The following is a 24043-nucleotide window of genomic DNA, read 5'->3' as shown; positions in this document are numbered from 1 at the left end:
CTCGCGCGTCAGGCGGACAGCTCGCGTTCCAGGGGCGTGCGGAAGCGCGGGACGGCCCGGATGTTCCCGTAGAACGCCGCGATCCGCTCCGCCTCGGCGGCCACCGCCGCGCGGGCCTGGCTCCCGGCGTCCTCCAGGAACCGGACGGCGATCTCCCCGTCCGCGCGCTGCGCCCAGCCGCCGACGACGCGCCCGTCCCACCAGACGGTCGGGCCGACGTTGCCGCTGCGGTCGAACAGCGCGGGCGCGTGCGGGCCGAGGAACCAGCCGCGCTCCTTCCAGCCCATCGGCGTCGGGTCCAGCGCGGGCAGCAGCGCCGCCCACGGTTCGGGCGCTGCGACCGGTTCGACGTCGTCGGCGAGGACGATCCCGGGGACGCCGTCCAGGTCCACCTCGACCGTGGCGATCTCGGCGAGGGCGGCCTTGACGTCGGCGACGGTCCAGCCCGTCCACCACTTGACGTCGCTCACCGGCGCGGGCCCGAACGCGCGCAGCCACGCGCGGACCAGCGCGGCGCGGGCCTCCTTGGCGGGCATGACCGGGACGCCGCCGGGGATCCACGCCTCGGCCGGCTGCCACACGTACTGGCTGCTGATCCACGACCCGTTCGGACGGCCCCGCACGATCCGGCCCTGGAGCCCGAGCGTCACGAGCACCCACGTCGTGATGTTCGTCGCGGTGGAGTAGGACTTGCCGGGCGCGAGCTGGACGGTCGTCCGCAGCGCCGGGACCTCCTTGGAGAGCTGCACCCCGGTCGCCTTGCCGAGCTTCAGCAGCGCCGCGTGGGTCTCCTCGGCGGTCGCGGCGAAGAACGCCCGCGCGTCCGGGACGCCCGACTGCTCGATGAACCCGCTGTACCGGACGAGCTGTTTCGCGGCCAGCGCGTCCGCGCACGACGCCTGGAGGACGGGCGCCAGCTCGACCGGCACCACGAACATCGTCCGCCGCATCGCGAGCAGCCGCAGGAGCGTCCGGTCGTCGTACAGCGCGGCCTCCAGCGCAGACGGAACAAGGTTCCGGCTCCGCGCCGCCGCCGACAGGTACACGGTGGCCGGGTCGGTCGCGTGCAGCGCGACGAGCGACCGGGCGGTCTCGGCGGGGTCGTCGGTGCGCCGGTCGGGCGCGAGCCGGTGCCGGAGCGCGAGCCGCGCGCGCCGCTCGGCCGTGCTGATGGTCCGCATGATCCGCAGGGTAGCGGCCGGGTCCGACGATCAGGCGAGGCGGTCGGACGAGGCGGTCAGACGAGACGGGCCGCGCTCGCCGCGCGCACGCCCGGGTCCTCGGCCTCGTCGAGTTGCAGGCGCTGCAGCCGGACGCGGGTGTCGTCGGTGAGCGGCGCGGTCTGGACGGCGATCGCGCGCACCGCCTCCTCGCAGTCCCACAGGCCCTCGGCGGTGAACGCCTCGGCCGTGTGCGGGGCCGTCCGGGTGAGCGCGGTCAGCACGCGCGGGCGCAGGTAGGAGTACGACGACTCCGACCACGCCGTCTTCAGCAGCGGGACGGCCTCGCCCGCCCGCAGCCGCCCGAGGCCCTCGATCGGGGCGGCGGACGCGGCCCAGTCGCGGCGCTCCAGGGCGTCCTCCAGATGGGTCATGAGCAGCGGGATGTCCTCACGCGTGCCGTGCCGCGCGAGCAGCCCGAGGCCGACGCCCCGGCAGCCGCCGCGCTCGGCCGCCCAGTCCCGCGCGCGGGGCAGCGTCTCGGGGCCGTAGTCCCACAGGGCGCGGGCCACCGCGCCGCCCCACCGGCTCGGCCGGGCGAGCAGTTCCTCGGCGAGGTCCAGCAGGACGGGCGCGCGCCGCCGCCCCAGCTCGAAGATCGCGCCGATCGCGCCGTCGTCGCGGCGCCGCGCGATGTCGAGCAGCTCGTCGTCGGTGCGGTCGCGGCGGGACCGCGCGGCGGCGACCGGCGGGACGGGACGGCCCCGGCCGCGGCGGCGGTCCAGCGCGGCGGCGATCCGGGGCGAGCGCGCCGCCCACGCCGCCGCCACCGGGCCGCCCGAGCCCGCGAACAGGTCGGCGAGGGCGTCGTCGTCGCAGCGCGCCGCGACCAGCGTCTCCAGCCCGTCGGTGAGCCGGGGGTCGCCGAGCCGGACCAGCGTGTCCAGCGCCTCGAACCAGTGCGCGCCCTCCTCGGCGTACCGGCGCAGCGGGGACGCGGCCTCGCGGCGGCTGAGCCGCACCAGGTCGGCGAGGACGTCCAGCGTGAGCCGGACGCGCGCCTCGTCGGCGTCGGCGTGGTCGGCCGGGTCGAACAGGTGCTCGGCGAGCGGGCCGGCCGGCAGTTCGAGATCGACCATCAACCGGGCGTAATACAGGGAGCGGTCGTCGCAGCGCGCGTCCCACCGGGGATCGCGCCGCACACAGTCGTACACGTACTCGCCCGCGCCGGGGCGGTCCGCCGCCCGGCGGGCCGCCCGCCCGAGGCCCCGCTGCAACTGTCCGTGCAGCGTGGTCGCCGCTTCCCTGATGTCGCTCACCTCGCCAGAATGCGCAGCCGACCAGATTCCCGGCAAGTGTTTTGTTCCCCGCGCCTCAACGGTCGCCGGTCCCATTACAGCTCACGCTGGGCCGTCCACGACGCGTAGAGGTCGGCGTAGACGCCCGGGACGGCGGCCAGCTCGGCGTGCGGGCCCCGCTGGACGATCCGGCCGGCGTCGAAGACGATCACCTCGTCGGCCGCCTCCGCCGTGGACAGCCGGTGCGCGATCGACAGGGCCGTCCGGCCCCGCGTCAGGCGCTCCAGCGCCCGCTGGATGCGGATCTCGGTGGCCGGGTCGACCGCCGACGTCGCCTCGTCCAGCACCAGCAGGTCCGGGTCGGCCAGGTAGGCGCGGACCAGCGCGACGAGCTGCCGCTCGCCCGCCGACAGCGACTCGCCGCGCTGCCCGACCGGGGTGTCCAGGCCGCGCGGCAGGCCGTCCAGCCAGCCCGCGAGGCCGAGGTCGGCGACCGCGCGGCGCACGTCGTCGTCGGACGCCTCCGGCCGCCCGTACCGCAGGTTCGCGCCGAGCGCGTCGTCGAACAGGAACCCGTCCTGGGGGACCATGACGATCCGCTCCCGCAGTGAGGAGAAGCGGATCTCGTCCAGCGGCACGCCGTCCACGAGGATCCGGCCGGACACCGGGTCCATCAGCCGGGTCAGCAGCTTGGCGAACGTCGTCTTGCCCGACCCGGTCTCGCCGACGACCGCGATCCGCGTGCGCGGCGCGATGACGGCGTCCACGTCGTGCAGCACCGGCGGGCCGCCGGGGTAGGCGAACCCGACGTCCTCGAACCGCACCTCGATCGGGCCGCGCGGGAGCGTCCGGCCGCGGTCGCCGGGGTCGGCGACGTCCGGCTCGGTGTCCAGGACGCCGAGCACCCGCCGCCAGCCCGCGATCGCGTTCTGCGCGTCGTTCAGCACCTCGGTCGCCGTCTGCATCGGGCTGACGAACAGGGTGACGAGGAACAGGAACGCCACGAGCTTCCCGGCGCTGAGGTGCCCGCCGATGCCGAGCAGCGTGCCCGCGACGACGACCGCCCCCGTCGCGACCGCCGCGACCAGCTCCGACGTCGGGAACGTCAGCGCGACGGTCGCCTGCGCGCGGGTCTGGGCGGTCTTGTGGCCGTCCACCGCCGCGTCCACGCGCCGGGCCGTCCGGTCCTGCGCGGCGTACGCGCGGATGACGGACGCGCCGACCACCGACTCGCTGACGGCGGCCAGCAGGTCGCCCATCCGCTCCCGGACGCGCGTGTACGCCGCCGAGATGATCCGCTGGAACCGGCGCAGCGCGAACCCGAGCGGCACGAACGCCGCCCACACCAGCAGCGCCAGCGGCCACGAGTACACGGCCATCAGGACGGTCGCGACGACGAGCTGGCCCGACGCCATGATCATCATCAGCCCGCCGTACTGCATGAACTGGCTGATCTGGTCGACGTCGCCGGTCACCCGGGACACGAGCGCTCCGCGCCGCTCGCCGCTCTGCGTCAGCATCGACAGGTCGTGGACGTGCCGGAACGCCCGCACCCGCAGGCTCGTCAGGCCCGTCTCCGACGTCCGGTACAGGCGCACGTTCATCGCGTACGCGCACACGGCCGTCAGGAGCACCGCCCCCGCGCACGCCAGCACCATCAGGCGGACGAACGCCAGGTCCGGGCCGCCGTCCCCGCCGAGGCCCCGGTCGATCGTCTGCTGCACCGCGACCGGGACGACCACGCGGCCCGCCGTGGCCAGCAGCGCCAGCGCCAGCGTGACGGGCAGGCCCGCCGTGAACTCGGGGCTGAGCCGCAGGCCGCGCCGCAGCGTCCGCAGCGCGCCCTCGGTATCCGCCGCGCCGCTCAGCGCGGTGACCGGAGCGGTCATCGGACGGCCTCCTCGCCGCTCGCGTCCGCCGCCCGCTCGGCCTCGGCCCGCTCGTAGGCGGTGACGAGGTCGCGGTAGCCGGGCGAGCGTTCCAGCAGGTCGGCGTGGGCGCCGCGCGCCTGTGTCGCGCCGTGCTCCAGGTAGACGACCTCGTCGGCGAGCGCGATCGTGGCCTTGCGGTAGGCGACGACCAGGACGGTCACGCCCGCCGAGCTCTCCCGCAGGCCCGCCAGGATCCGCGCCTCGACGCTCGGGTCCACGCTGGACGTCGCGTCGTCCAGCACCAGCAGCCGGGGCCGCCGCACGAGCGCCCGCGCCAGCGCGAGCCGCTGCCGCTGCCCGCCCGACAGGGTCGTGCCGCGCTCGCCGACGCGGGTGTCCAGGCCGTGCGCGAGGCCGGCCACGAACCCGTCGGCCTGCGCCAGCCGCAGCGCCTCCCACACGCGGTCGTCGGTCACGTCGGCGCCCAGCGCCACGTTGCCGCGCACGGTGTCGTCGAACAGGAACGCGTGCTGGGGGACGAGCGCGACGTTCGCCGCGAGGACGCCCGGACCGGTCTCGCGGACGTCCACGCCGTCCAGCAGCACCGCGCCCTCGGCCGGGTCCACCAGCCGGACCAGCAGGTTCGTCAGCGTGGACTTGCCCGCGCCCGTCGGCCCGACCACCGCGACCGTCCGGCCCGGCTCGACGTCGAACGACACGCTCCGCAGGACGTCGCCCGCGCCGTAGCCGAACCGCACGTCGCGGACGGCCAGCGCCGCCGCGCCGTCGCCAGGGACGTCCCGGTCGCCGTGCGGCATCGTGTCCCGCTCGTCCAGGACGGCCCGGACGCGCCGCCATCCGACCACGCTGCGCGGCACGTCCGCCAGCACCCAGCCGAGCGCGCGGATCGGCCACGCCAGCAGCGTGAACAGGTACGCCACGCTGACCAGGTCGCCGGCGGTCATCGCGCCGCCGTCGACGCGCATCGTCCCGACCAGCAGGACGGCCAGCACGCCAAGGTTCGGCAGCGCCTCCAGCAGCGGGTCGAGCAGGCCCCGGACGCGTCCGACGGCGATGTTGGCGTCCCGCAGCTCCTCCGCCCGCCGCGCGAACCGCTCGGTCTCGGCGGCCTCCCGGCCGAGCGTCTTGACGACCAGGGCGCCCTCGAAGCTCTCGTGCGCGACCTCGCTCACCCCGGCCCGCAGCCGCTGCGCGCGTGTCGCCGCCGGGGCCAGCCGCCGCTGGTAGAAGACGTTCAGGAGCGCGACCGCCGGGAACACCAGCAGCGCCACGACGGCCACGACCGGGTCGACCAGCACGATCGCCACGGCCGCGATGACCAGCATGAACGCGACCCCGATCGCCATCGGCAGCGGCGCCAGCGGCGCCCACACCGCCTCGACGTCGGCGTTGGCGTTCGACAGCAGCTCGCCCGCCGGGTGCCGGGCGTGCCAGGAGGCGGGGAGTTCCAGGTAGCGGCGCGTCACGGCCCGCCGGTAGGCGGCCTGCATCCGGTACTGGACGAGCCCGGCGTAGAAGCGGCGGCCCGCCACCCCGAGCGCCTTGAGGAACGCGACCCCGACGATCGCGGCGGCCGAGGCCGCCAGCGCGCCCGCCGTCGTCCGGCCCGCCGCGAACGCGGGCAGCACGACGTGCTCGGTCACGTGCCCGAGCACCTGGGCGGTGCCGACGGTCGTCGCGGCGTACAGCGCGCTCGCGCCCACGGCCACCGCGAACGCGCGCGGCTCGGCCCGGACGGCGACCCCCATCACCCCCAGCCCCTCCCGCAGCATGTGGGGGTCGACCCGGCGTGGTGCGTCCTGTTTCCGGGACGGCGCTCTGGGGGGCGCGTTCGGTGGCACGGCGGACTCCTTCGTCGTTCTCGGCGCACGGCGCGAGCCCCCGCGAGGCGCTTCCCGGGGGTTTCGGCCTGGTTATGCCTACCATCCGGCGATGACGGCTATTCCCGGGTTCGTCCGCGTACGATCGGAGCAGGGGGTTCGTGCGCGTACTCTCGTCCGGGCGGCGTCCCGGTCGCGCGCCGGGCCGTCCGACCGCTCCCGTCCGACCGCATCGAGGCACCCCGACCCGCCACTCCCGTCCCGGCCCGCGTGCCGTTCCCGCTGCCCATCCGGCCGATTCGCCACGGACCTCCCGCGCCGTCTCCGGACGCGCGTTCCGAAGTGGCCGAATGCGCCATCAACGCCGAGTTTCTTGTTCATCACGGGGACATCGCGGCGGTGCGGCGGGTGCTCCGCCGCGGGCCCGTCGGCGCGCACCCGGGGAAACCTTGTGGGCGCGTATCAAAATGGTCCGTTTTGTCCTAAGGAAAGTGAGCACCGCCCGTGCGGCGCGCGGCGTCGTCCGCGGCACCGGGCGGCGGCCACGGGGACCCGGACGTCGGTGTTCCTTCCGAACCGGACAGGTCGTGCGGACGTGCGGGTCGGATGCCCGGAACGCCCCGTACGCGGCGGCCGGACGGCGGTCGCGCACGTCCGGCGAGAGGCTCCCGACCGGTGCGGTCAACGCCCTGACGGAGAACGGTTGGGGATTTTGGCGGGGCAGTTCGCCGAGAGGGGAATCATGGGCCTTGCCGCCCCTCCGTTTTACGCGGAACCGGTGATACGGTGGGGTCGTCGGTTGCAGTCGTGGTTCTCGATCGTTTGTCCAGACGTCCGCGGACTGATGACAGCGGGCGTTTTGGCTTTTCCGGGACCGTACCGGGGGCGAGGACGTTCCGCGGCGACCGCACTGGGTCCGCGAGGTGTGGACCCACGTTTTGCCGCAAGGAGAAAGACATGCCCCAGCAGGGCACCGTAAAGTGGTTCAACGCCGAGAAGGGCTTCGGCTTCATCGCCGTGGACGGCGGCGGGCCGGACGTCTTCGTGCACTACTCGGCGATCCAGTCCTCCGGGTACCGCACGCTGGACGAGAACCAGCGCGTCCAGTTCGAGGTGACGCAGGGTAACCGCGGCCCGCAGGCCGACCAGGTGACCCCCCTGTAACACCGCCCACAATCGTCGAAACAGCCCGCGTCCCGGCCAGGGGCGCGGGCTGTTTTTTGTTCTGCCGCCCAGCGTTCCCCGGCCGGGGCGGTCGCGCGGCGAGGATCGCTCGCGCCCCCGGCACGAGGCCGGGGGATAACTCGGGGCGGGTGCCGGCGGGGGCACGGCACAATAGGGAGCATGTCTTCCTCGTCCAACCTGGACCCCAAGATCGCCGAACGTCTCAAGCGGGACCCCAATGGGCTGCTCCCGGCCATCGCCCAGCAGTACGACACCGGCGAGGTGCTCATGCTCGGGTGGATGGACGACGAGGCGCTGCACCGCACCCTCACCACCGGCCGCTGCACCTACTGGTCGCGCAGCCGCCAGGAGTACTGGGTGAAGGGTGAGTCGTCCGGGCACCAGCAGTGGGTGAAGTCCGTCGCTCTCGACTGCGACGCCGACGCCATTCTCGTCAAGGTGGACCAGGTCGGCGGGGCGTGCCACACCGGGGACCGCACGTGCTGGGACGCCGACGTCCTCGACGCGGTGGTGGGGGAGCGGCCCGCCGTCTCGTCATGAGCGGGCGCGAGGGGTCGGCCGCGCGCGAGCGCGGTCTGGCGGCGCTGCTGTGCGCGGCGGGCGCTGGCCTGACGCTGCTCGCGGCGGGACGGCCGTGGGCCACGGTCCGCGCCCGTGACGCGATCACGCCGTTCGCCGGGCATCTCACCGGCGGGGACCTCGGCTGGGCGGGCGCGCTCGGCTGGGCGGGGCTCGCCGGGGTCGCGGCGCTGTTCGCCGTCCCGGGACGCGGCCGGTCGGTGGTCGGCGCGCTGCTCGCGGTGTTCGGCGGGCTGATGGTCTACGCGTCGGTCACGGCCGTCGGGCACGCGCACGTCATCGCGGTGGCGGGGGAGAAGTCCGCGCTGCTGCGGCTCGGGGCGCGGCCGGAGGTCACGACGTCGCTGTGGTGGCTCGCCTCGGCGGCGGGCGGCGTCCTGCTGGCGACCGGGGGGCTGGTCGTGCTGGTGCGCGGGGCGCGCTGGCCCGGCATGTCGGCCCGGTACGAGCGCGCCGGACGTGCCGCCGCTCGTCCCGCGGAGCCCGACGACGCCGCCGCGCTCTGGAAGTCGCTGGACCGGGGCGAGGACCCCACCGCCGACGACGCCGAGCGTCCTGCGGGCCGCCGGCGGTGACGGGCGGCGCCGAGCACGCCGGGCTGGTCCTGGTCGCCGAGCACGATCCGGCGGTCGCCGAGCTGGAGCGCCGCTACCTCGCCCGCGAGGGCTTCGAGGTGGAGATCGAGCGCGACCCCGAGCGGGCGGCGGGACGGACGGCGCGCGCCCGTCCCGCCGCCGTCGTCCTGGACCTGTCGGTGTCCCCCGCTCCGGCGGCGCTGCTCCGGCGCGTTGCGGACGCCGCGGACGCCGCGCCCGTCCTCGCCGTGACCGGGCCGTCGGACGGTCCCGGCGATCTCGGGGTGCATCGGCTGACGCGGCCGTTCGGGCCGCGGACGCTCGTCGCCGCCGTCCTCGCCGCGCTGCGCCGGGACGACGGCACCGCGCCCCTGCGGGCGGGCGCGCTCGTTCTCGACCCCGCCGCCCGGACGGCCGGGATCGGCGAACGCCCGGTGGCCCTCACCGCCACCGAGTTCGACCTGCTGCGGTTCCTCGCGGGCAGCCCCGGCCGCGTCTTCACCCGCGAGCAGCTCCTCGCCGGGGCGTGGGGGCCGGCGTCGTCGTCGGGCAGCCGGACGGTTGACGTCCACATCGCGCAGCTCCGCGCCAAGCTCGGCGACGGCGGCTCGATCCGGACGGTGCGCGGCGTCGGGTACGTCCTGGACGCCTAGGCTGGAGCGGTGAGCCGAACGCCGACCGCGCGCCGCCCCGTCCAGCGCGCCCTGGCCGGGCCCGCGGTGGTCGCGGCGGTGACGGCGGGCGCGGTGGCTCTCGTCGGGCTGGTCGATCCGCACGAGCACGGCCACTACCCGTCCTGCCCGTTCCTGGCCGTCTCGGGCTACTACTGCCCGGGGTGCGGGGGGCTGCGGATGGTGAACTCGCTCGTCCACGGGCACGTGGGCACCGCGTTCGGCTCGAACCCCCTCGCGTTCCTGCTGCTGCCCGCCGCGCTCTACCTGTGGGGACGCTGGACGTGGCTCGCGGCGCACGGCGAGCGGATGCGCTCCGCGCTGTTCACCCCCGCCGCCGGCTGGACGGCCTTCGGCATCGCGCTCGTGTACTGGATCGTCCGCAATCTGCCGTTCGCACACGTCCTGGCGCCCTGAGTGAATCCGGGCGGTCCGGCGGCGCCCCGACGTTCGGGAGCGTCGGACCCTGCGGATACGATCGGGGCCACCGATCGACCGAGTCTGGGGGCCTACCGTGAGCGTGCTCGACGAGATCATCGAAGGCGTGCGTGCCGATCTCGCCGAAAGGCAGCGGGAGACGTCGCTGGACGACCTCAAGGCCCGCGCCGAGCAGGCCCCCGCCCCCCGGGACGCCCTCGCGGCGCTGCGCGGGCAGGGCGTCGGGGTGATCGCCGAGGTCAAGCGCAGCAGCCCGTCCAAGGGCGCGCTCGCCGCCATCGCCGACCCGGCCGCGCTCGCCCGCGACTACGAGGCGGGCGGCGCCAAGATCATCAGCGTGCTCACCGAGGGCCGCAAGTTCGGCGGCAGCCTCGCCGACCTCGCCGACGTCCGCGCCAGCGTGGACATCGCGGTCCTGCGCAAGGACTTCATCGTCACGTCCTACCAGCTCTGGGAGGCGCGGGCCCACGGCGCCGACGTCGCCCTGCTGATCGTCGCCGCGCTCGACCAGGACGCCCTGGTGTCGCTCGTCGAGCGGGCCGAGTCGATCGGGCTGCTGCCGCTCGTCGAGGCGCACACCGAGGAGGAGGTGGCCCGCGCGGTCGACGCGGGCGCCAAGGTCATCGGGATCAACGCCCGCGACCTGAAGACCCTCCGCGTGGACCGCGAGGTGTTCGCCCGGCTCGCGCCGCTCGTCCCGAAGGACGTCGTGCGGATCGCCGAGTCCGGGGTGCGCGGCCCGCACGACCTGCTCGCCTACGCCTCCGCCGGGGCCGACGCCGTCCTGGTCGGGGAGAGCCTGGTCCGCGGCCGGGACCCGCGCGCCGCCGTCGCCGACCTCGTCGCGGCGGGCGCGCACCCGGCGCTGCGGCAGGGCAGCTGACGGGGAACCGGTAGGGTACGGGCATGCTGATGGAGCCGCTGCGCGAGCGATGGCGGGCCGTCCCGACGTCGCACTGACCGGACCGCCTTCCATCGCCTGACAGGACGCACTCTTCGATGACCATCCATTCCGAGCGCGGCTCCGCCGTGCCCGCACCCGTCCCCGACGCGGCCGGACGCTTCGGCGTCTACGGCGGGCGCTTCGCCCCCGAGGCCCTGATGGCCGCGCTGGACGAGCTGACCGCCGAGTTCGAGGCAGCCCGCCGCGACCCCGTCTTCACCGCCGAGCTGACCGAACTGCTCACCACCTACGCCGGCCGGCCGAGCCTGATCACCGAGGCCCGACGGTTCGGCGCCGAAGCGGGCGGCGCGCGGGTCCTCCTCAAGCGCGAGGACCTCAACCACACCGGCTCCCACAAGATCAACAACGTGCTGGGGCAGGCGCTGCTCGCCCGCCGCACGGGCAAGACCCGGCTGATCGCCGAGACCGGCGCGGGCCAGCACGGCGTCGCCACCGCGACCGCCGCCGCCCTCCTCGGCCTCGAATGCACCGTGTTCATGGGCGAGGTCGACACCGAGCGCCAGGCGCTCAACGTCGCCCGGATGCGGATGCTCGGCGCCGAGGTCGTCCCGGTCAAGGCGGGCAGCCGCACCCTCAAGGACGCCGTGAACGAGGCGTTCCGCGACTGGGTCGCGACGGTGGAGAACACGCACTACTGCGTCGGGTCCACGATGGGGCCGCACCCGTTCCCGCTGATGGTCCGCGAGTTCCACCGCGTCATCGGCGTCGAGGCCCGCGCGCAGGTCATGGAGCTGACCGGAAAGCTGCCCGACGCCGTCCTCGCCTGCGTCGGCGGCGGGTCCAACGCCATCGGCGCCTTCCACGCGTTCATTCCCGACACGTCCGTGCGCCTCATCGGGTTCGAGGCCGCGGGCGACGGCGTCGAGACCGGACGGCACGCCGCGACCGTGACCGGCGGGTCCGTCGGCGTCATCCACGGCATGCGCACCTACCTCCTCCAGGACGAGGAGGGCCAGACGATCGAGTCGCACTCGATCTCCGCCGGGCTCGACTACCCCGGCGTCGGGCCCGAGCACTCCTGGCTGCACGACACCGGCCGCGCCGAGTACCGTCCCGTCACCGACGCCCAGGCGATGGAGGCGTTCGCGCTGCTGTGCCGCACCGAGGGCATCATCCCGGCGATCGAGTCGGCGCACGCCCTCGCGGGCGCGCTCCAGGTCGGCCGCGAACTGGGCCCGGACGCGACGCTGCTCGTCTGCCTGTCGGGACGGGGCGACAAGGACATGCACACGGCCGCCGCGTACTTCGGCCTGATGCCGGAGGGGGACGCCAAGTGAGCGTCAAGGCCGCCTACGACAGGGCCCGCGCCGAGAACCGCGCCGCGCTCGTCGGGTACCTGCCCGCCGGGTTCCCGTCGGTCGACGGCGCGATCGAGGCCGCGACGGCGATGGTGGAGGCCGGCTGCGACGTCATCGAGATCGGCCTGCCCTACACCGACCCGATGATGGACGGCCCCACGATCCAGGACGCCGTCCACCGCGCCCTGGTCGGCGGGGTGCACCTCGCCGACGTGTTCCGGACCGTCGAGGCCGTCGCCGCCACCGGCGCCGAGACGCTCGTCATGACGTACTGGAACCCCGTCGACCACTACGGCGTGGACACGTTCGCCCGCGACCTCGCCTCGGCCGGCGGCACCGGGCTGATCACGCCGGACCTCACGCCCGAAGAGGCCGGTCCCTGGCTGGAGGCGTCCGACGCGCACGGCCTGGACCGGGTGTTCCTCGTCGCGCTCAGCTCCACCGACGAGCGCCTCGACAAGATCACCAGCGTGTCCCGGGGCTTCGTGTACGCGGCGTCGCTGATGGGCGTCACCGGCGCCCGCACGGCCATCGACACCGGGGCGCCCCGGCTCGTCGAGCGCACGCGGGCCGTCCTGGACAAGAACGGCCGGGACCTGCCGGTCGGGCTCGGGCTCGGCGTGAGCGACGGCGCGCAGGCCGCCGAGGTCGCGGGATTCGCCGACGGCGTCATCGTCGGATCGGCGTTCATCCGGCGGCTGCTGGACGCGCCCGACACCGCGTCCGGCGTCGCGGCCGTCCGCGCCCTCGCCGCCGACCTGGCGGCCGGGGTCCGGGCCGGGCGCGGCTGACCGTCCGCGCGTCGTCGTACGCGGACCTTATCCGGGGTCCTCTAGGGTGTGTCCGGGTCGCGGAGCGCCGCGGCCCGGACAGGTCGTCGCGGTCGCGGAGGGGAACAGGATGGCGCAGCGCGTGGAGGCCGGCCCGGACGAGACGTCCGACCGGCCGGGGCCGCCCCCGGTCGCCCGGTGGTTCGTCTTCCCGGCGTGGGCGCTGACGCTCGTCGGGCTCGGCATCTCGATCTACCTCACCATCGCGCACTACCGCCCGCGGACGCTGGTGTGCTCGGCGAGCGGCGTGATCGACTGCAGCGCCGTCACGACGAGCAAGTACTCCGAGCTGCTCGGGATCCCGATGCCGCTGCTCGGGCTCGCGTTCTTCGTCGGGTTCGCCGTGCTGATCACGCCGCCGCTGCTGCGGTCCCCGCAGCCGCTGCTGCGCTGGAGCAGGCTCGCGGCGGTGTCGGTCGGCGTCCTGTTCGTGGTCTACCTGATCACCGCCGAGGTGATCCTCCGGCACCTCTGCCAGTGGTGCACCGGGGTCCACATCGTCACTATCCTGCTTTTCGTCCTTGTCCTTTCCGATGAGTTCCGGCGGATCGGCCAGATCGAGGAACCCCCGAGGAGAACTCCATGAGCAAGGCCGCACGTGAGCGGTCGGCGCGCGACCGGCTGGCCGCCGAGCGCGCCCGTCAGGCGGCGCGCCAGAAGCAGATCCGGCTGCTCGCGCTCGTCGTCGGCGTCGTGGTCGCGGTCGCCGCCGTCGTCGCGATCGTGGTCGTCGTCGCCGACCAGAAGAGCAAGCGCAACCAGGTCGCCGAGCGCTACACGGGGCCGCAGGCGCCGCTCAGCCGCCAGGCCGACGGGTCGATCGTGATGGCCAAGGCGGGCGTCACCAAGCCGGTCCTGGAGATCTTCGAGGACTTCCAGTGCCCGCACTGCGCCGAGTTCGAGAAGACCGAGGGGAAGACCGTCAAGAGCCTCGCGGCCGAGGGCAAGGTGAAGGTCGTCTACCGGCCGTTCAACCTGTTCAGCCAGCAGCCCGACCCGTCTCGGGGGAACTCCCAGCGCGCCGCCGCGGCGGCGCTCTGCGTTCCGGCCGCTCAGTGGCTCTCCTACCACGACGCGCTTTTCAAGTACCAGCCCGCCGAGGGCACCGGTGGATTCTCCATCAAGGATCTCGTCGCCTGGGGCAAGGACGTCGGGGTGACGGACCCGAAATTCTCGACGTGCGTGACCAAGCAGGAGAAGGACAAGCAAGTCGGCGAGATGACCTCGTACACCGCCTTGACGCGCAAGGTCGATTCGACGCCCACGCTGGTCCTCGACGGTAAGAAGCTCACTTCTCAGCAGATGTCGGACCTCACGAGCGCCATCGCCGGCGCCAAGTAGCAGCGGCGAGCGTCCTCGCACCCGGGCGACCTCGACGCGAGCCCCCGGCGGCGCATCCGCACCGCCGGGGGCTCGGTCTTTTCTCGGGAGTGCGGGAAAGGCTCAGACGTAGCCGCCTCGCGGCCGGGTGTTCAGGGCAAGTCCTGCGCGGAACACCACCGGCCGGATGTCCATATCCGGAATCGGCAACAGCATTGGTCCCGGGGTGTTGAAATTGTTCTGACAGCAGTACTGTCCGCTGCGGCGGAGGGTCGTGGTCGTTGGCGAATCCACGGTGCCGACCCGGAGAACCGTGCTTGCGTGGCCGTGCAGGGGTCCGGTGCGGTCGACGTGCCCGGTCATCGACCGATCGGCGCAGGCGGGCATGGGCGGACCAGGTCGGGAGACGTCCGGGGCGCGGCGCCGGGGCGGACCGTGCGGGTCGCCGGAAAGCGGTAACGTCATCGCTCATGCAGCCGCTCGCGTTCATCCCGAGCCCCTCACAGGGTGTCTGGCACCTCGGGCCGTTCCCGCTCCGGGCTTATGCCTTCATGATCATCATCGGCATCGTCATCGCGGTGTGGGTGACCGAGCGGCGCTGGACGGCGCGCGGCGGCGAGCCCGGCGTGGTCGTGGACGTCGCGGTGTGGGCGGTGCCGTTCGGGCTCGTCGGCGGACGGCTCTACCACGTCATCACCGACTGGCAGCGCTACTTCGGATCGGGCGGCGACCCGCTGCGGTCGCTGATGATCTGGGAGGGCGGCCTCGGGATCTGGGGCGCGATCATCCTCGGCGCTCTCGGCGCGGCGCTCGGCTGCCGCCGCCGGGGGATCTCGGCGCTCGCGCTGGCCGACGCGGCGGCGCCCGGCGTCGCGCTCGCGCAGGCCGTCGGACGGTGGGGCAACTACTGGAACCAGGAGCTGTACGGCCGTCCGCTGCACACGTTCTGGGCGCTGGAGATCGACCCCGAGCACCGCGAGGCGAAGTACGCCGACGTCGCGACCTACCACCCGACGTTCCTGTACGAGTCGATCTGGTGCGTGGGCGTCGCGGTGCTCGTCGTGTGGGCGGGCCGCCGCTGGAACCTGACGCACGGGCGGACGTTCGCGCTCTACGTCGCCGCCTACACGGCGGGACGCGGCTGGGTCGAGGCGCTGCGGGTGGACGAGGCGCACCACGTCCTCGGCCTGCGGCTCAACGACTGGACGTCCATCGTGATCTTCCTGCTGGCCGTCGCGTACCTGTACTTCGCGCGGAACCGGTCGGGCCCCGAGCGCATCGGCGCCGTGCCCGACGGGGACGGCCCCGCCGCCGAGCCCGCCACGACGCCCGACGCGTCCGAGGACGCCACGAAGGCCGACGAGACCGCGGTGGAGAAGGACGCCGAACTCCCCACGAAGGCCGATGGGCCCGCGCCCGAGACGGACGCCGGGCCCCCTACGGCGGTGGACGAGCCGGCGCCGGTCAAGGACGCCGAGCCTGCGCCGGCCGACGAGCCGACGCCCGCCGAGGAGGCCGAGCCCGCCACGGCCGCCGACGAGCCCGCGTCGGAGAAGGACGCCGAGCCCGCTACGGCGGTGGACCAGCCTGCGCCGGTCGAGGGCACGGAGCCTGCCACGGCGCCGGATGAGCCCGCACCGCCGAAGGACGCCGAGCCTGCCACGGTGGCCGACGAGCCGGCGTCCGCGGAGGAGGAGCGCGGCGACAAGCGCGCCGAGGCGGGCGAGACGCGTCCGGAGCCTGTGAAGGACGCCCCCTGAGCACCCGATCTGATACCTGGACGAAACCGCCTTTTGGGAGCGAGCGCCCCGCCGCTGACGCTAGGCTCCCGGTGTGATCGAGGCGCGTGACTCAGGTGCGTCCGGGACGACGTCCGGACGCGGCGGAAAGGACTTCTGGCCCGCCGAGGACCAGGCTCCCGGCAAAAGCCGCAAGCCCCTGTTCCTCTATGGCGGGGCGGCCCTGGCGGTCCTGCTGGTGCTGGCCGGGGCGGGTGCGTTCTTCCTGACCCGGGGCGGCGACGAGCCCGTCCCGCGTCTCAGCCCGACCGCCTACACGCCCGAGTACGACGGCGAGGGCACGTCCGCGATCGCGCGGCGCTCGGCCGACCCGCGTCCGGTCACGCTCGCCGAGGTGTTCGGCGACGACGTCAAGACCGTCGCGTCCAACGGCTTCACCTACACGCTGGCCGGGACGGACCTGAAGACCGACTGCAAGGCGGCGACGTGGGGCGCGGCGCTCCAGGCGCAGCTCGCGACGTCCGGGTGCCGTGCGGTGGTGCGCGGCGCGTACGTCAGCAAGGCGCAGGGGTTCGTCGGGCAGTTCGCCGTGCTGGACTTGGCCGACTCCGACGGCGTCCGGCAGGTGCTGCGGATGCTGGACCCGGCGACCGGGTCGGGGTTCGTCCTGCCGCTGGCCGCGCCGGGCGCCCCGGCGTTCACCAAGGGGTTCAGCGCCGCCTACGCCCAGGCGTACGGGCACTACGCGGTGGTCTGCTGGGTGCAGAAGTCCGGCGGCGGGCTGCCGAAGTCGCTGGACCAGGCGGTCAGCGCGAGCCTGCCGGTGGAGAAGCCCGCGTTCTTCGTGTGGGCGCGGGTGCAGATGGCCGACGGGGCGGGCAAGTGACGGCCCGCGCCGCCCGGCGGTAGCGCGGCCCCGTGGACGACGACGACCGGGGACGCGGCACGGCCCGCCCGCGCGCGACCCGTCCGGCCCGTCCGGTGCGGCGCGCGGCCCCCGCCCGGTCCGCGCGGACGCGGCGCGCCGCCGGCCGCCCGGCACCGCCGCGCAAGGCGCCCGAACGCGCCCCGGCGCCCGAGCCCCGGAAGGCCGTCCGGCCGCCCCGGCGCAACACGACCCTCGCGAACCTGGACCACCGCCTGTACTTCGCCGCAGCGGCGGCGCTGCTGGTAGTGGTCGTCCTGCTGATCGCGGTCGTCGCGTCCGGGGGAGACGCCCCGCGCCGCGCGGCGGCACCCGACCCGGCCGCCGGGAACGTTCCCGAGGACGGCCCGTCGCCCGCGTCCTACTCCAGCACCGCCAACACCCCGGCGTTCGCGGCCATCGCGCAGCGGTCGAAGGACGCGGCGCCGCTGACGGCCGGGGAGGCGTTCCCGTCCTACGCCCGCGAGCTCCGCACCGACGGCGGCACGCGGCTGACCCTGCGCGCCAAGCGGCTGGACGGCTGCCGGGCGGCGGTCTGGGGCGGCGGCCTCGCGGCGGACCTGGCCCGGTCGGGCTGCACGCAGGCCGTCCGGACGCTCTACACCGCGAACGACCCGAAGCCCGGGTACGCGCTGTCGGTGACGGTCCTCAACCTGGCGGGCGCGGCCGACGCCGACCGGCTCGTCCGGGGGCTGGACGCGGGCCGGGCCGCCGGGTTCGTCCGCCCGCTCCCGGTGGACGGCGCGGCGTTCGGCGGCGGGTTCGGCATGGCGCGCGGCCTCGCGGTCGGGCACTACGCGGTGGTCGCGTGGGCCGAGCGCCTGGACGGCTCGGGCGACGCGTCCGACACGACCCTGCTGGCCCTGCTCATCGAGGGCGGCAAGGCCCCGGCCGCTCTCGGCCGCGCGGCGAAGGCCGGCTGACCGGCCGCTTCCGGGGCGGCGGGCGCGCGACGACGGCCCGTCCGTCCACCCGCCCCCGGCAGACCGGCTTTTTTGCGGCAGTGTTGCGATGGACGCGCGTTAAACATCCGGACCCGGTGATGATGATCACGCAGGTCAGCCCGTTAGCGCCGCTTTAGGCGTATGTATGCTGGTCTATACCACTGGTCGCGTCCGTGGCTCTGGGATGTCCACGAAGTTTCGCGATCAGGTTGAGTCGGGCATGTTCCCGGCAGTGTTGTAAGGTTTTCACACCGCAGCAGGGCCAACGTCGTCCCGGGACTGCACTGACCTCGAAGCAGTGACACGACGACGACGGGAGGGTTGATGGCTGCTGCTGCCCTCACGCCGGGCCGCCCCCAGGACCAGGGGCTGTACGACCCGGCCAACGAGCACGACGCCTGCGGCGTCGGGATGGTCGCGGACCTGCACGGCCGCAAGAGCCACGACATCGTGCAGAACGCCCTGACCGTCCTCAAGAACCTGGACCACCGCGGCGCCGTCGGCGCCGAGCCCGACGACGGCGACGGCGTCGGCATCCTCGTCCAGATCCCGGACGCCTTCTTCCGCGAGGTCTGCGACTTCGCGCTTCCCCCGGTCGGCTCCTACGCCGCCGGCATCGCCTTCCTCCCCGCCGACGGGCCCGAGCGCGCCGACGCCGTCGCGCGCATCGAGGAGCTGTGCGCCGAGGAGGGCCTGACCGGCCTCGGCTGGCGCGAGCTGCCCTTCGACCCGAACTTCGCCGGCCCCGCCGCGCGCCGCGTGATGCCCCACTTCGCGCAGTTCTTCGTGACGGCCGCCGCGGACGGCCCGCACGCGGGCAAGACCGGCATCGAGCTGGACCGCGTCGTGTTCTGCATGCGCGAGCGCGCCGAGCAGGACGTCGCGGTCTACTTCCCGAGCCTGTCCAGCCGCACCGTCGTCTACAAGGGCATGCTGACGACCCCGCAGCTCGAGCCCTTCTTCCCCGACCTGTCGGACCGCCGCTTCACCAGCGCCATCGCGCTCGTGCACTCGCGGTTCTCGACCAACACCTTCCCGGCGTGGGAGCTGGCGCACCCGTACCGGTTCGTCGCCCACAACGGCGAGATCAACACGGTCAAGGGCAACCGGAACTGGATGCGCGCGCGCGAGGCGCTGCTGAAGTCCGACCTGTTCCCCGGCGACCTGTCCCGGATCAACCCGGTCATCGACATCGAGGCCAGCGACACGGCGTCCTTCGACGAGTGCCTGGAGCTGCTGCACCTCGGCGGCCGGTCGCTGCCGCACGCCGTGCTCATGATGATCCCCGAGGCGTGGGAGAACCACACCGAGATGGACCCGGCGCGCCGGGCCTTCTACGAGTTCCACTCCACGCTGATGGAGGCCTGGGACGGCCCCGCGAGCGTCACGTTCACCGACGGCACGGTCGTCGGCGCGGTCCTGGACCGCAACGGCCTGCGCCCCGGCCGCTACTGGGTGACCGAGGACGGGTTCGTCGTCCTCGCCAGCGAGGCCGGCGTGCTGGACATCCCGGCCGAGTCGGTCGTCCGCAAGGGCCGCCTCCAGCCCGGCAAGATCTTCCTGGTCGACACCGCCGCCGGGCGGATCGTCGAGGACGACGAGGTCAAGGCCGAGCTCGCCGCCGAGCACCCCTACGGCGAGTGGCTGCACGAGGGCCTCGTCCGGTTCGAGGAGCTGCCGCGCCGCGAGCGCGAGATCCCGACGCACGAGACGCTCGTCAAGCGCCAGCAGACCTTCGGGTACACGCTGGAGGAGCAGCGGATCATCCTGTCGCCGATGGCGCGGACCGGCGCCGAGCCGATCGGGTCGATGGGCACCGACACCCCGATCGCGGTGCTGTCGGAGCGTCCCCGGATGCTGTTCGACTACTTCAAGCAGCTCTTCGCGCAGGTCACGAACCCGCCGCTGGACGCCATCCGCGAGGAACTGGTCACCAGCCTGCAGTCCACGCTGGGTCCGGAGGGCAACCTGCTGGAGCCGGGGCCGCACTCGTGCCGCCGCCTCGTGCTGCCCACGCCGATCCTGGACAACGACGAGCTGTCCAAGATCATCCACATCGACGACGAGGGCTCGCTGCCGCACCTGCGCGCGCACGTCGTCCACGGCCTCTACGACGTCGCGGGCGGCGGCGAGGCGCTCCAGGCCCGCCTGGAGGAGATCTGCTCCGAGGTGTCCCGCGAGATCGTCGCGGGCGCGCGGATCATCGTCCTGTCCGACCGCGGGTCGGACTCGGCGCTCGCGGCGATCCCGTCGCTGCTGCTCACCGGCGCCGTCCACCACCACCTGATCCGGGAGAAGACCCGCACGCAGGTCGGCCTGGTCGTGGAGACCGCCGACGCCCGCGAGTGCCACCACATGGCGCTGCTCATCGGGTACGGCGCGTCGGCGATCAACCCCTACCTCGCGATCGAGACCGTCGAGGACCTGGTCGCCACGGGCGCGCTCACCGGCGTGGACGCGGCGACGGCCGTCCGCAACCTCGTCAAGGGGTACGGCAAGGGCGTCCTGAAGGTCATGTCCAAGATCGGCGTCTCGACCGTCGCGTCCTACACCGGCGCGCAGATCTTCGAGGCGATCGGGCTCGGCCGCGAGGTCGTGGACCGCTGCTTCACCGGCACCACGTCCCGGCTCGGCGGCGTCGGCTTCGAGATCATCGCGACCGAGGTCGCCGAGCGGCATCGCCGCGCCTACCCGCCGGGCGGGAACGAGGCGGCGCACCGGACGCTGGAGGTCGGCGGCGAGTACCAGTGGCGCCGCGAGGGCGAGCTGCACCTGTTCAACCCGGACACGGTCTTCAAGCTCCAGCACGCCACCCGCACCCGCCGGTACGAGATCTTCAAGGAGTACACCGGCCGGGTGGACGAGCAGTCCGCCAAGCTGATGACGCTCCGCGGCCTGTTCCGGCTCAAGGAGGGCGCCCGCCCGCCGGTGCCGATCGACGAGGTCGAGCCGGTATCGGAGATCGTCAAGCGGTTCTCGACCGGCGCGATGTCCTACGGGTCGATCTCCGCCGAGGCGCACGAGACCCTCGCCATCGCGATGAACCGCCTCGGCGGCAAGTCCAACACCGGCGAGGGCGGCGAGGACCCGCGCCGCTTCACCCCCGACGAGAACGGCGACCTGCGCCGCAGCGCGATCAAGCAGGTCGCGTCCGGCCGGTTCGGCGTGACGTCGGAGTACCTCACCAACGCCGACGACATCCAGATCAAGATGGCGCAGGGCGCCAAGCCCGGCGAGGGCGGCCAGCTCCCCGGCCACAAGGTGTACCCGTGGGTCGCCAAGACGCGGCACTCCACGCCCGGCGTCGGCCTCATCTCGCCGCCGCCGCACCACGACATCTACTCGATCGAGGACCTCGCCCAGCTCATCCACGACCTGAAGAACGCCAACCCGGCGGCGCGCGTCCACGTGAAGCTCGTCGCGGAGGTCGGCGTCGGGACGGTCGCGGCCGGCGTGTCCAAGGCGCACGCCGACGTCGTCCTGATCTCCGGGCACGACGGCGGCACCGGCGCGTCCCCGCTCACCTCGCTGAAGCACGCGGGCGCGCCGTGGGAGCTCGGCCTCGCCGAGACCCAGCAGACGCTGCTGCTCAACGGGCTGCGCGACCGCATCGTCGTGCAGGCCGACGGGCAGATGAAGACCGGACGCGACGTCGTCGTCGCCGCGCTGCTCGGCGCCGAGGAGTTCGGCTTCGCGACCGCGCCGCTCGTCGTGTCGGGCTGCGTCATGATGCGCGTCTGCCACCTGGACACCTGCCCGGTCGGCGTCGCGACGCAGAACCCGGTGCTGCGCGAGCGGTTCTCCGGCAAGCCCGAGTTCGTCGTGAACTTCTTCGAGTTCATCGCCGAGGAGGTCCGCGAGTACCTGGCGGCCCTCGGGTTCCGGACGCTGGACGAGGCCATCGGGCACGTCGAGCTGATCGACGCCCGCGAGGCCGTCGACCACTGGAAGGCGTCCGGGCTGGACCTGACGCCGATCCTGCACCGTCCCGAACTGCCCGCCGACGCGTCCCTGCGGCAGGTCACCGTGCAGGACCACGGGCTGGAGAAGGCCCTGGACAACACGCTGATCCAGCTCGCCGAAGGCGCGCTGGCGTTCGGCGACAAGGTCAAGCTGGACCTGCCGATCCGCAACGTCAACCGCACGGTCGGCACCATGCTCGGCCACCGCCTCACCGCCAAGTGGGGCGGCGAGGGACTGCCCGACGACACGATCGACATCTCGTTCACCGGGTCGGCGGGCAACTCCTTCGGCGCGTTCGTCCCGCGCGGCGTCACGCTGCGGCTCACCGGCGACGCCAACGACTACGTCGGCAAGGGCCTGTCCGGCGGCCGGATCACGCTGCGGCCCCCGGCCGAGGCGCCGTTCACCGCCGAGCACCAGATCATCGGCGGGAACGTCATCCTGTACGGCGCGACGTCCGGCGAGCTGTTCGCCCGCGGCGTCGTCGGCGAGCGGTTCTGCGTCCGCAACTCCGGCGCCACCGCCGTCGTGGAGGGCGTCGGCGACCACGCGCTGGAGTACATGACGGGCGGACGCGCGCTGATCCTCGGCGCGACCGGACGCAACGTCGCCGCCGGCATGTCGGGCGGCGTCGCCTACGTCCTCGACCTCGTCGCCGAACGCGTCAACCCCGAGATGGTCGAGCTGGAACCGCTCGCCGCCGAGGACGCCGCGCTCGTCCGCGACCTGGTCGAACGGCACCGCGCGGAGACCGGCTCGTCCGTCGCCGCGGCGCTGCTGGCCGACTGGGACGGCGCCGTCGGCCGCTTCACGAAGATCATGCCGCGGGACTACCGGCGGGTGCTGGCCGCGGCCGAGGCCGCCCGCGCCGAGGGCCGCGACGTCGACGAGGCCATCATGGCCGCCGCCAAGAGCTGAGAGGGGGACCACCTGCCATGGCCGACCCCAAGGGATTCCTGACCGTCGGGCGCGAGCTTCCCCGCCGCCGCCCGGTGGACGTCCGCATCAAGAGCTGGACCGAGGTCTACGAGACCTTCGGCTCCGACCGCCTGGAGAAGCAGGCCAGCCGCTGCATGGACTGCGGCATCCCGTTCTGCCACCAGGGCTGCCCGCTCGGCAACCTCATCCCCGAGTGGAACGACCTCGTCTACCGGCGCGACTGGCGCGAAGCCATCGAACGGCTCCACGCCACCAACAACTTCCCCGAGTTCACCGGGAAGCTGTGCCCCGCGCCGTGCGAGAGCGCCTGCGTCCTCGGCATCAACCAGGACCCGGTCGCGATCAAGCGCGTCGAGGCCGAGATCATCGACCGGGCCTGGTCCGAGGGCTGGGTCCACCCGCAGCCGCCCGTCGTCAAGACGGGCAAGCGGGTCGCGGTCGTCGGCTCCGGGCCCGCCGGGCTCGCCGCCGCCCAGCAGCTCACCCGCGCCGGGCACGACGTCCGCGTGTACGAGCGCGCCGACCGCGTCGGCGGGCTGCTGCGCTACGGCATCCCCGAGTTCAAGATGGAGAAGCGCCACCTCGACCGCCGCATCGCCCAGATGCGCGCCGAGGGCACCGAGTTCAAGACCTCGGTGAACGTCGGCGAGGACGTCACGGCCGCCGACCTGCGCGAACAGTACGACGCGGTCGTCCTCGCGGGCGGCGCCACCGTCTGGCGCGACCTGCCCGTCCCCGGACGCGAGCTGAACGGCGTCCACCAGGCGATGGAGTACCTGCCGCTCGCCAACAAGGTGCAGGAGGGCGACGCCGACGTCCCGGAGATCACGGCCGAGGGCAAGCACGTCGTCGTCATCGGCGGCGGCGACACCGGCGCCGACTGCATCGGCACCGCGATCCGGCAGGGCGCCGCGTCCGTCACGCAGCTGGAGATCATGCCGCGTCCGCCGGAGGCCCGTCCGGGCAGCCAGCCGTGGCCGACGTATCCGATGCTGTTCAAGGTGGAGAGCGCCCACGAGGAACTGGCGGCGCAGGACGGCGAGCGGGTCTACGCCGTCAACACCGTCGAGTTCGCCGGCGACGGGGACGGCAACGTCCGCGCGCTGAAGATCGTCGAGGTGGGCGGGCCCGAGACCGGGTTCACGCCCGTCCCCGGCACCGAGCGGGAGCTGCCCGCGCAGCTCGTCACGCTCGCGATGGGGTTCCTCGGGCCGCAGAAGCAGGGGCTGCTGGAGCAGCTCGGCGTCGAGCTGGACCAGCGCGGGAACGTCGTCCGCGACCGCGACTACCACACCACCGTCCCGGGCGTGTTCGCCGCCGGGGACATGGGACGCGGCCAGTCGCTCATCGTCTGGGCCATCGCCGAGGGACGCGCCGCCGCGCACGGGGTGGACGCCTACCTCTCCGGCACCGGGCACACCGCGCTGCCCTACCCGATCCCGCCGACGGCGCGGCCGATCGCCTGACCCGTCCGCCGCGCCCCGGGACGTCCCGGGGCGCGGC

20 protein-coding genes are annotated in these 24043 nt (G+C 73.9%); 15 read left to right on the top strand and 5 right to left on the bottom strand.

Annotated features, from left to right (window positions below; all coding sequences use genetic code 11):
- Window positions 1–8: 8 nt before the first annotated feature.
- The 4 genes from BTM25_RS12835 to BTM25_RS30925 form a co-directional block, all read right to left on the bottom strand.
- Window positions 9–1181, bottom strand: a complete 1173-nt coding sequence (locus BTM25_RS12835; RefSeq protein ID WP_103563135.1) for a winged helix DNA-binding domain-containing protein — start codon at window positions 1179–1181, stop codon at window positions 9–11.
- 56 nt (window positions 1182–1237) lie between these two features.
- A complete protein-coding gene (locus BTM25_RS12830; protein WP_235828385.1) occupies window positions 1238–2479 on the bottom strand; it encodes a hypothetical protein in 1242 nt (413 codons plus the stop codon).
- 74 nt (window positions 2480–2553) lie between these two features.
- Window positions 2554–4347, bottom strand: coding sequence for an ABC transporter ATP-binding protein (locus BTM25_RS30930; protein WP_103563134.1), 1794 nt, complete (start codon window positions 4345–4347; stop codon window positions 2554–2556).
- Entirely contained in the window at window positions 4344–6098 is a 1755-nt protein-coding gene (locus BTM25_RS30925) for an ABC transporter ATP-binding protein (RefSeq protein WP_407923397.1), read from the bottom strand. Before BTM25_RS30925 ends, BTM25_RS30930 begins: the two co-directional genes overlap by 4 nt.
- A 1029-nt stretch (window positions 6099–7127) precedes the next feature.
- Between BTM25_RS30925 and BTM25_RS12815 the strand changes: the two genes are divergently transcribed.
- From BTM25_RS12815 to BTM25_RS12770, 10 genes are all read left to right on the top strand, one after another.
- Window positions 7128–7334, top strand: a complete 207-nt coding sequence (locus BTM25_RS12815) for a cold-shock protein (RefSeq protein WP_019630686.1) — start codon at window positions 7128–7130, stop codon at window positions 7332–7334.
- 180 nt (window positions 7335–7514) lie between these two features.
- On the top strand, window positions 7515–7895 hold the full coding sequence (gene hisI / locus BTM25_RS12810; RefSeq protein ID WP_103563132.1) for a phosphoribosyl-AMP cyclohydrolase: 381 nt from the start codon (window positions 7515–7517) through the stop codon (window positions 7893–7895).
- Complete coding sequence (locus BTM25_RS12805) at window positions 7892–8509, top strand: Trp biosynthesis-associated membrane protein (RefSeq protein ID WP_103563131.1); 618 nt, start codon at window positions 7892–7894, stop codon at window positions 8507–8509. Before hisI ends, BTM25_RS12805 begins: the two co-directional genes overlap by 4 nt.
- Entirely contained in the window at window positions 8506–9162 is a 657-nt protein-coding gene (locus BTM25_RS12800) for a response regulator transcription factor (protein ID WP_103563130.1), read from the top strand. Before BTM25_RS12805 ends, BTM25_RS12800 begins: the two co-directional genes overlap by 4 nt.
- Before the next feature lie 9 nt (window positions 9163–9171).
- Window positions 9172–9597, top strand: a complete 426-nt coding sequence (locus tag BTM25_RS12795) for a DUF2752 domain-containing protein (RefSeq protein WP_103563129.1) — start codon at window positions 9172–9174, stop codon at window positions 9595–9597.
- A 97-nt stretch (window positions 9598–9694) separates the two neighbouring features.
- Entirely contained in the window at window positions 9695–10501 is an 807-nt protein-coding gene (gene trpC / locus BTM25_RS12790) for an indole-3-glycerol phosphate synthase TrpC (RefSeq protein WP_103563128.1), read from the top strand.
- A gap of 116 nt (window positions 10502–10617) precedes the next feature.
- Window positions 10618–11859 carry a tryptophan synthase subunit beta gene (gene trpB, locus BTM25_RS12785; RefSeq protein ID WP_103563127.1) on the top strand — a complete coding sequence of 414 codons (1242 nt, stop codon included), beginning with the start codon at window positions 10618–10620 and terminating at the stop codon, window positions 11857–11859.
- A complete protein-coding gene (trpA, locus tag BTM25_RS12780) occupies window positions 11856–12671 on the top strand; it encodes a tryptophan synthase subunit alpha (RefSeq protein ID WP_103563126.1) in 816 nt (271 codons plus the stop codon). The genes trpB and trpA overlap by 4 nt, the downstream gene beginning before the upstream one ends.
- A 109-nt stretch (window positions 12672–12780) precedes the next feature.
- Window positions 12781–13296: a vitamin K epoxide reductase family protein gene (locus tag BTM25_RS12775; protein ID WP_103563125.1), complete on the top strand. Its 516-nt coding sequence runs from the start codon at window positions 12781–12783 to the stop codon at window positions 13294–13296.
- A complete protein-coding gene (locus BTM25_RS12770) occupies window positions 13293–14051 on the top strand; it encodes a DsbA family protein (RefSeq protein ID WP_103563124.1) in 759 nt (252 codons plus the stop codon). Before BTM25_RS12775 ends, BTM25_RS12770 begins: the two co-directional genes overlap by 4 nt.
- A gap of 102 nt (window positions 14052–14153) precedes the next feature.
- Here the strand turns inward: BTM25_RS12770 and BTM25_RS29195 are convergent, their stop codons facing one another.
- Window positions 14154–14393 (bottom strand): hypothetical protein, encoded by a 240-nt coding sequence (locus BTM25_RS29195; protein ID WP_146059052.1) that lies wholly within the window; start codon window positions 14391–14393, stop codon window positions 14154–14156.
- A 107-nt stretch (window positions 14394–14500) separates the two neighbouring features.
- On the opposite strand from BTM25_RS29195, the gene lgt reads away from it, so the two are divergent.
- The 5 genes from lgt to BTM25_RS12745 all read left to right on the top strand — a co-directional run bounded on the left by lgt (window position 14501) and on the right by BTM25_RS12745 (window position 24006).
- Window positions 14501–15790: a prolipoprotein diacylglyceryl transferase gene (lgt, locus tag BTM25_RS12765; RefSeq protein ID WP_103563123.1), complete on the top strand. Its 1290-nt coding sequence runs from the start codon at window positions 14501–14503 to the stop codon at window positions 15788–15790.
- Window positions 15791–15863: 73 nt separating this feature from the next.
- Window positions 15864–16655: a hypothetical protein gene (locus BTM25_RS12760; RefSeq protein ID WP_103563122.1), complete on the top strand. Its 792-nt coding sequence runs from the start codon at window positions 15864–15866 to the stop codon at window positions 16653–16655.
- Window positions 16656–16687: 32 nt separating this feature from the next.
- Window positions 16688–17617 (top strand): hypothetical protein, encoded by a 930-nt coding sequence (locus tag BTM25_RS12755; protein ID WP_103563121.1) that lies wholly within the window; start codon window positions 16688–16690, stop codon window positions 17615–17617.
- Between the two features lie 345 nt (window positions 17618–17962).
- Window positions 17963–22519 carry a glutamate synthase large subunit gene (gene gltB / locus BTM25_RS12750; protein ID WP_168212110.1) on the top strand — a complete coding sequence of 1519 codons (4557 nt, stop codon included), beginning with the start codon at window positions 17963–17965 and terminating at the stop codon, window positions 22517–22519.
- A gap of 17 nt (window positions 22520–22536) precedes the next feature.
- On the top strand, window positions 22537–24006 hold the full coding sequence (locus BTM25_RS12745; RefSeq protein ID WP_103563120.1) for a glutamate synthase subunit beta: 1470 nt from the start codon (window positions 22537–22539) through the stop codon (window positions 24004–24006).
- The last annotated feature ends 37 nt before the right edge of the window (window positions 24007–24043 follow it).

Origin of the sequence: Actinomadura rubteroloni (assembly GCF_002911665.1) — a bacterium.
GTDB classification, from domain to species: Bacteria; Actinomycetota; Actinomycetes; order Streptosporangiales; family Streptosporangiaceae; genus Spirillospora; species Spirillospora rubteroloni.
The sequence above is the reverse complement of the archived record's forward strand: the minus strand, read 5'-3'. Positions and strand labels throughout refer to the sequence as shown.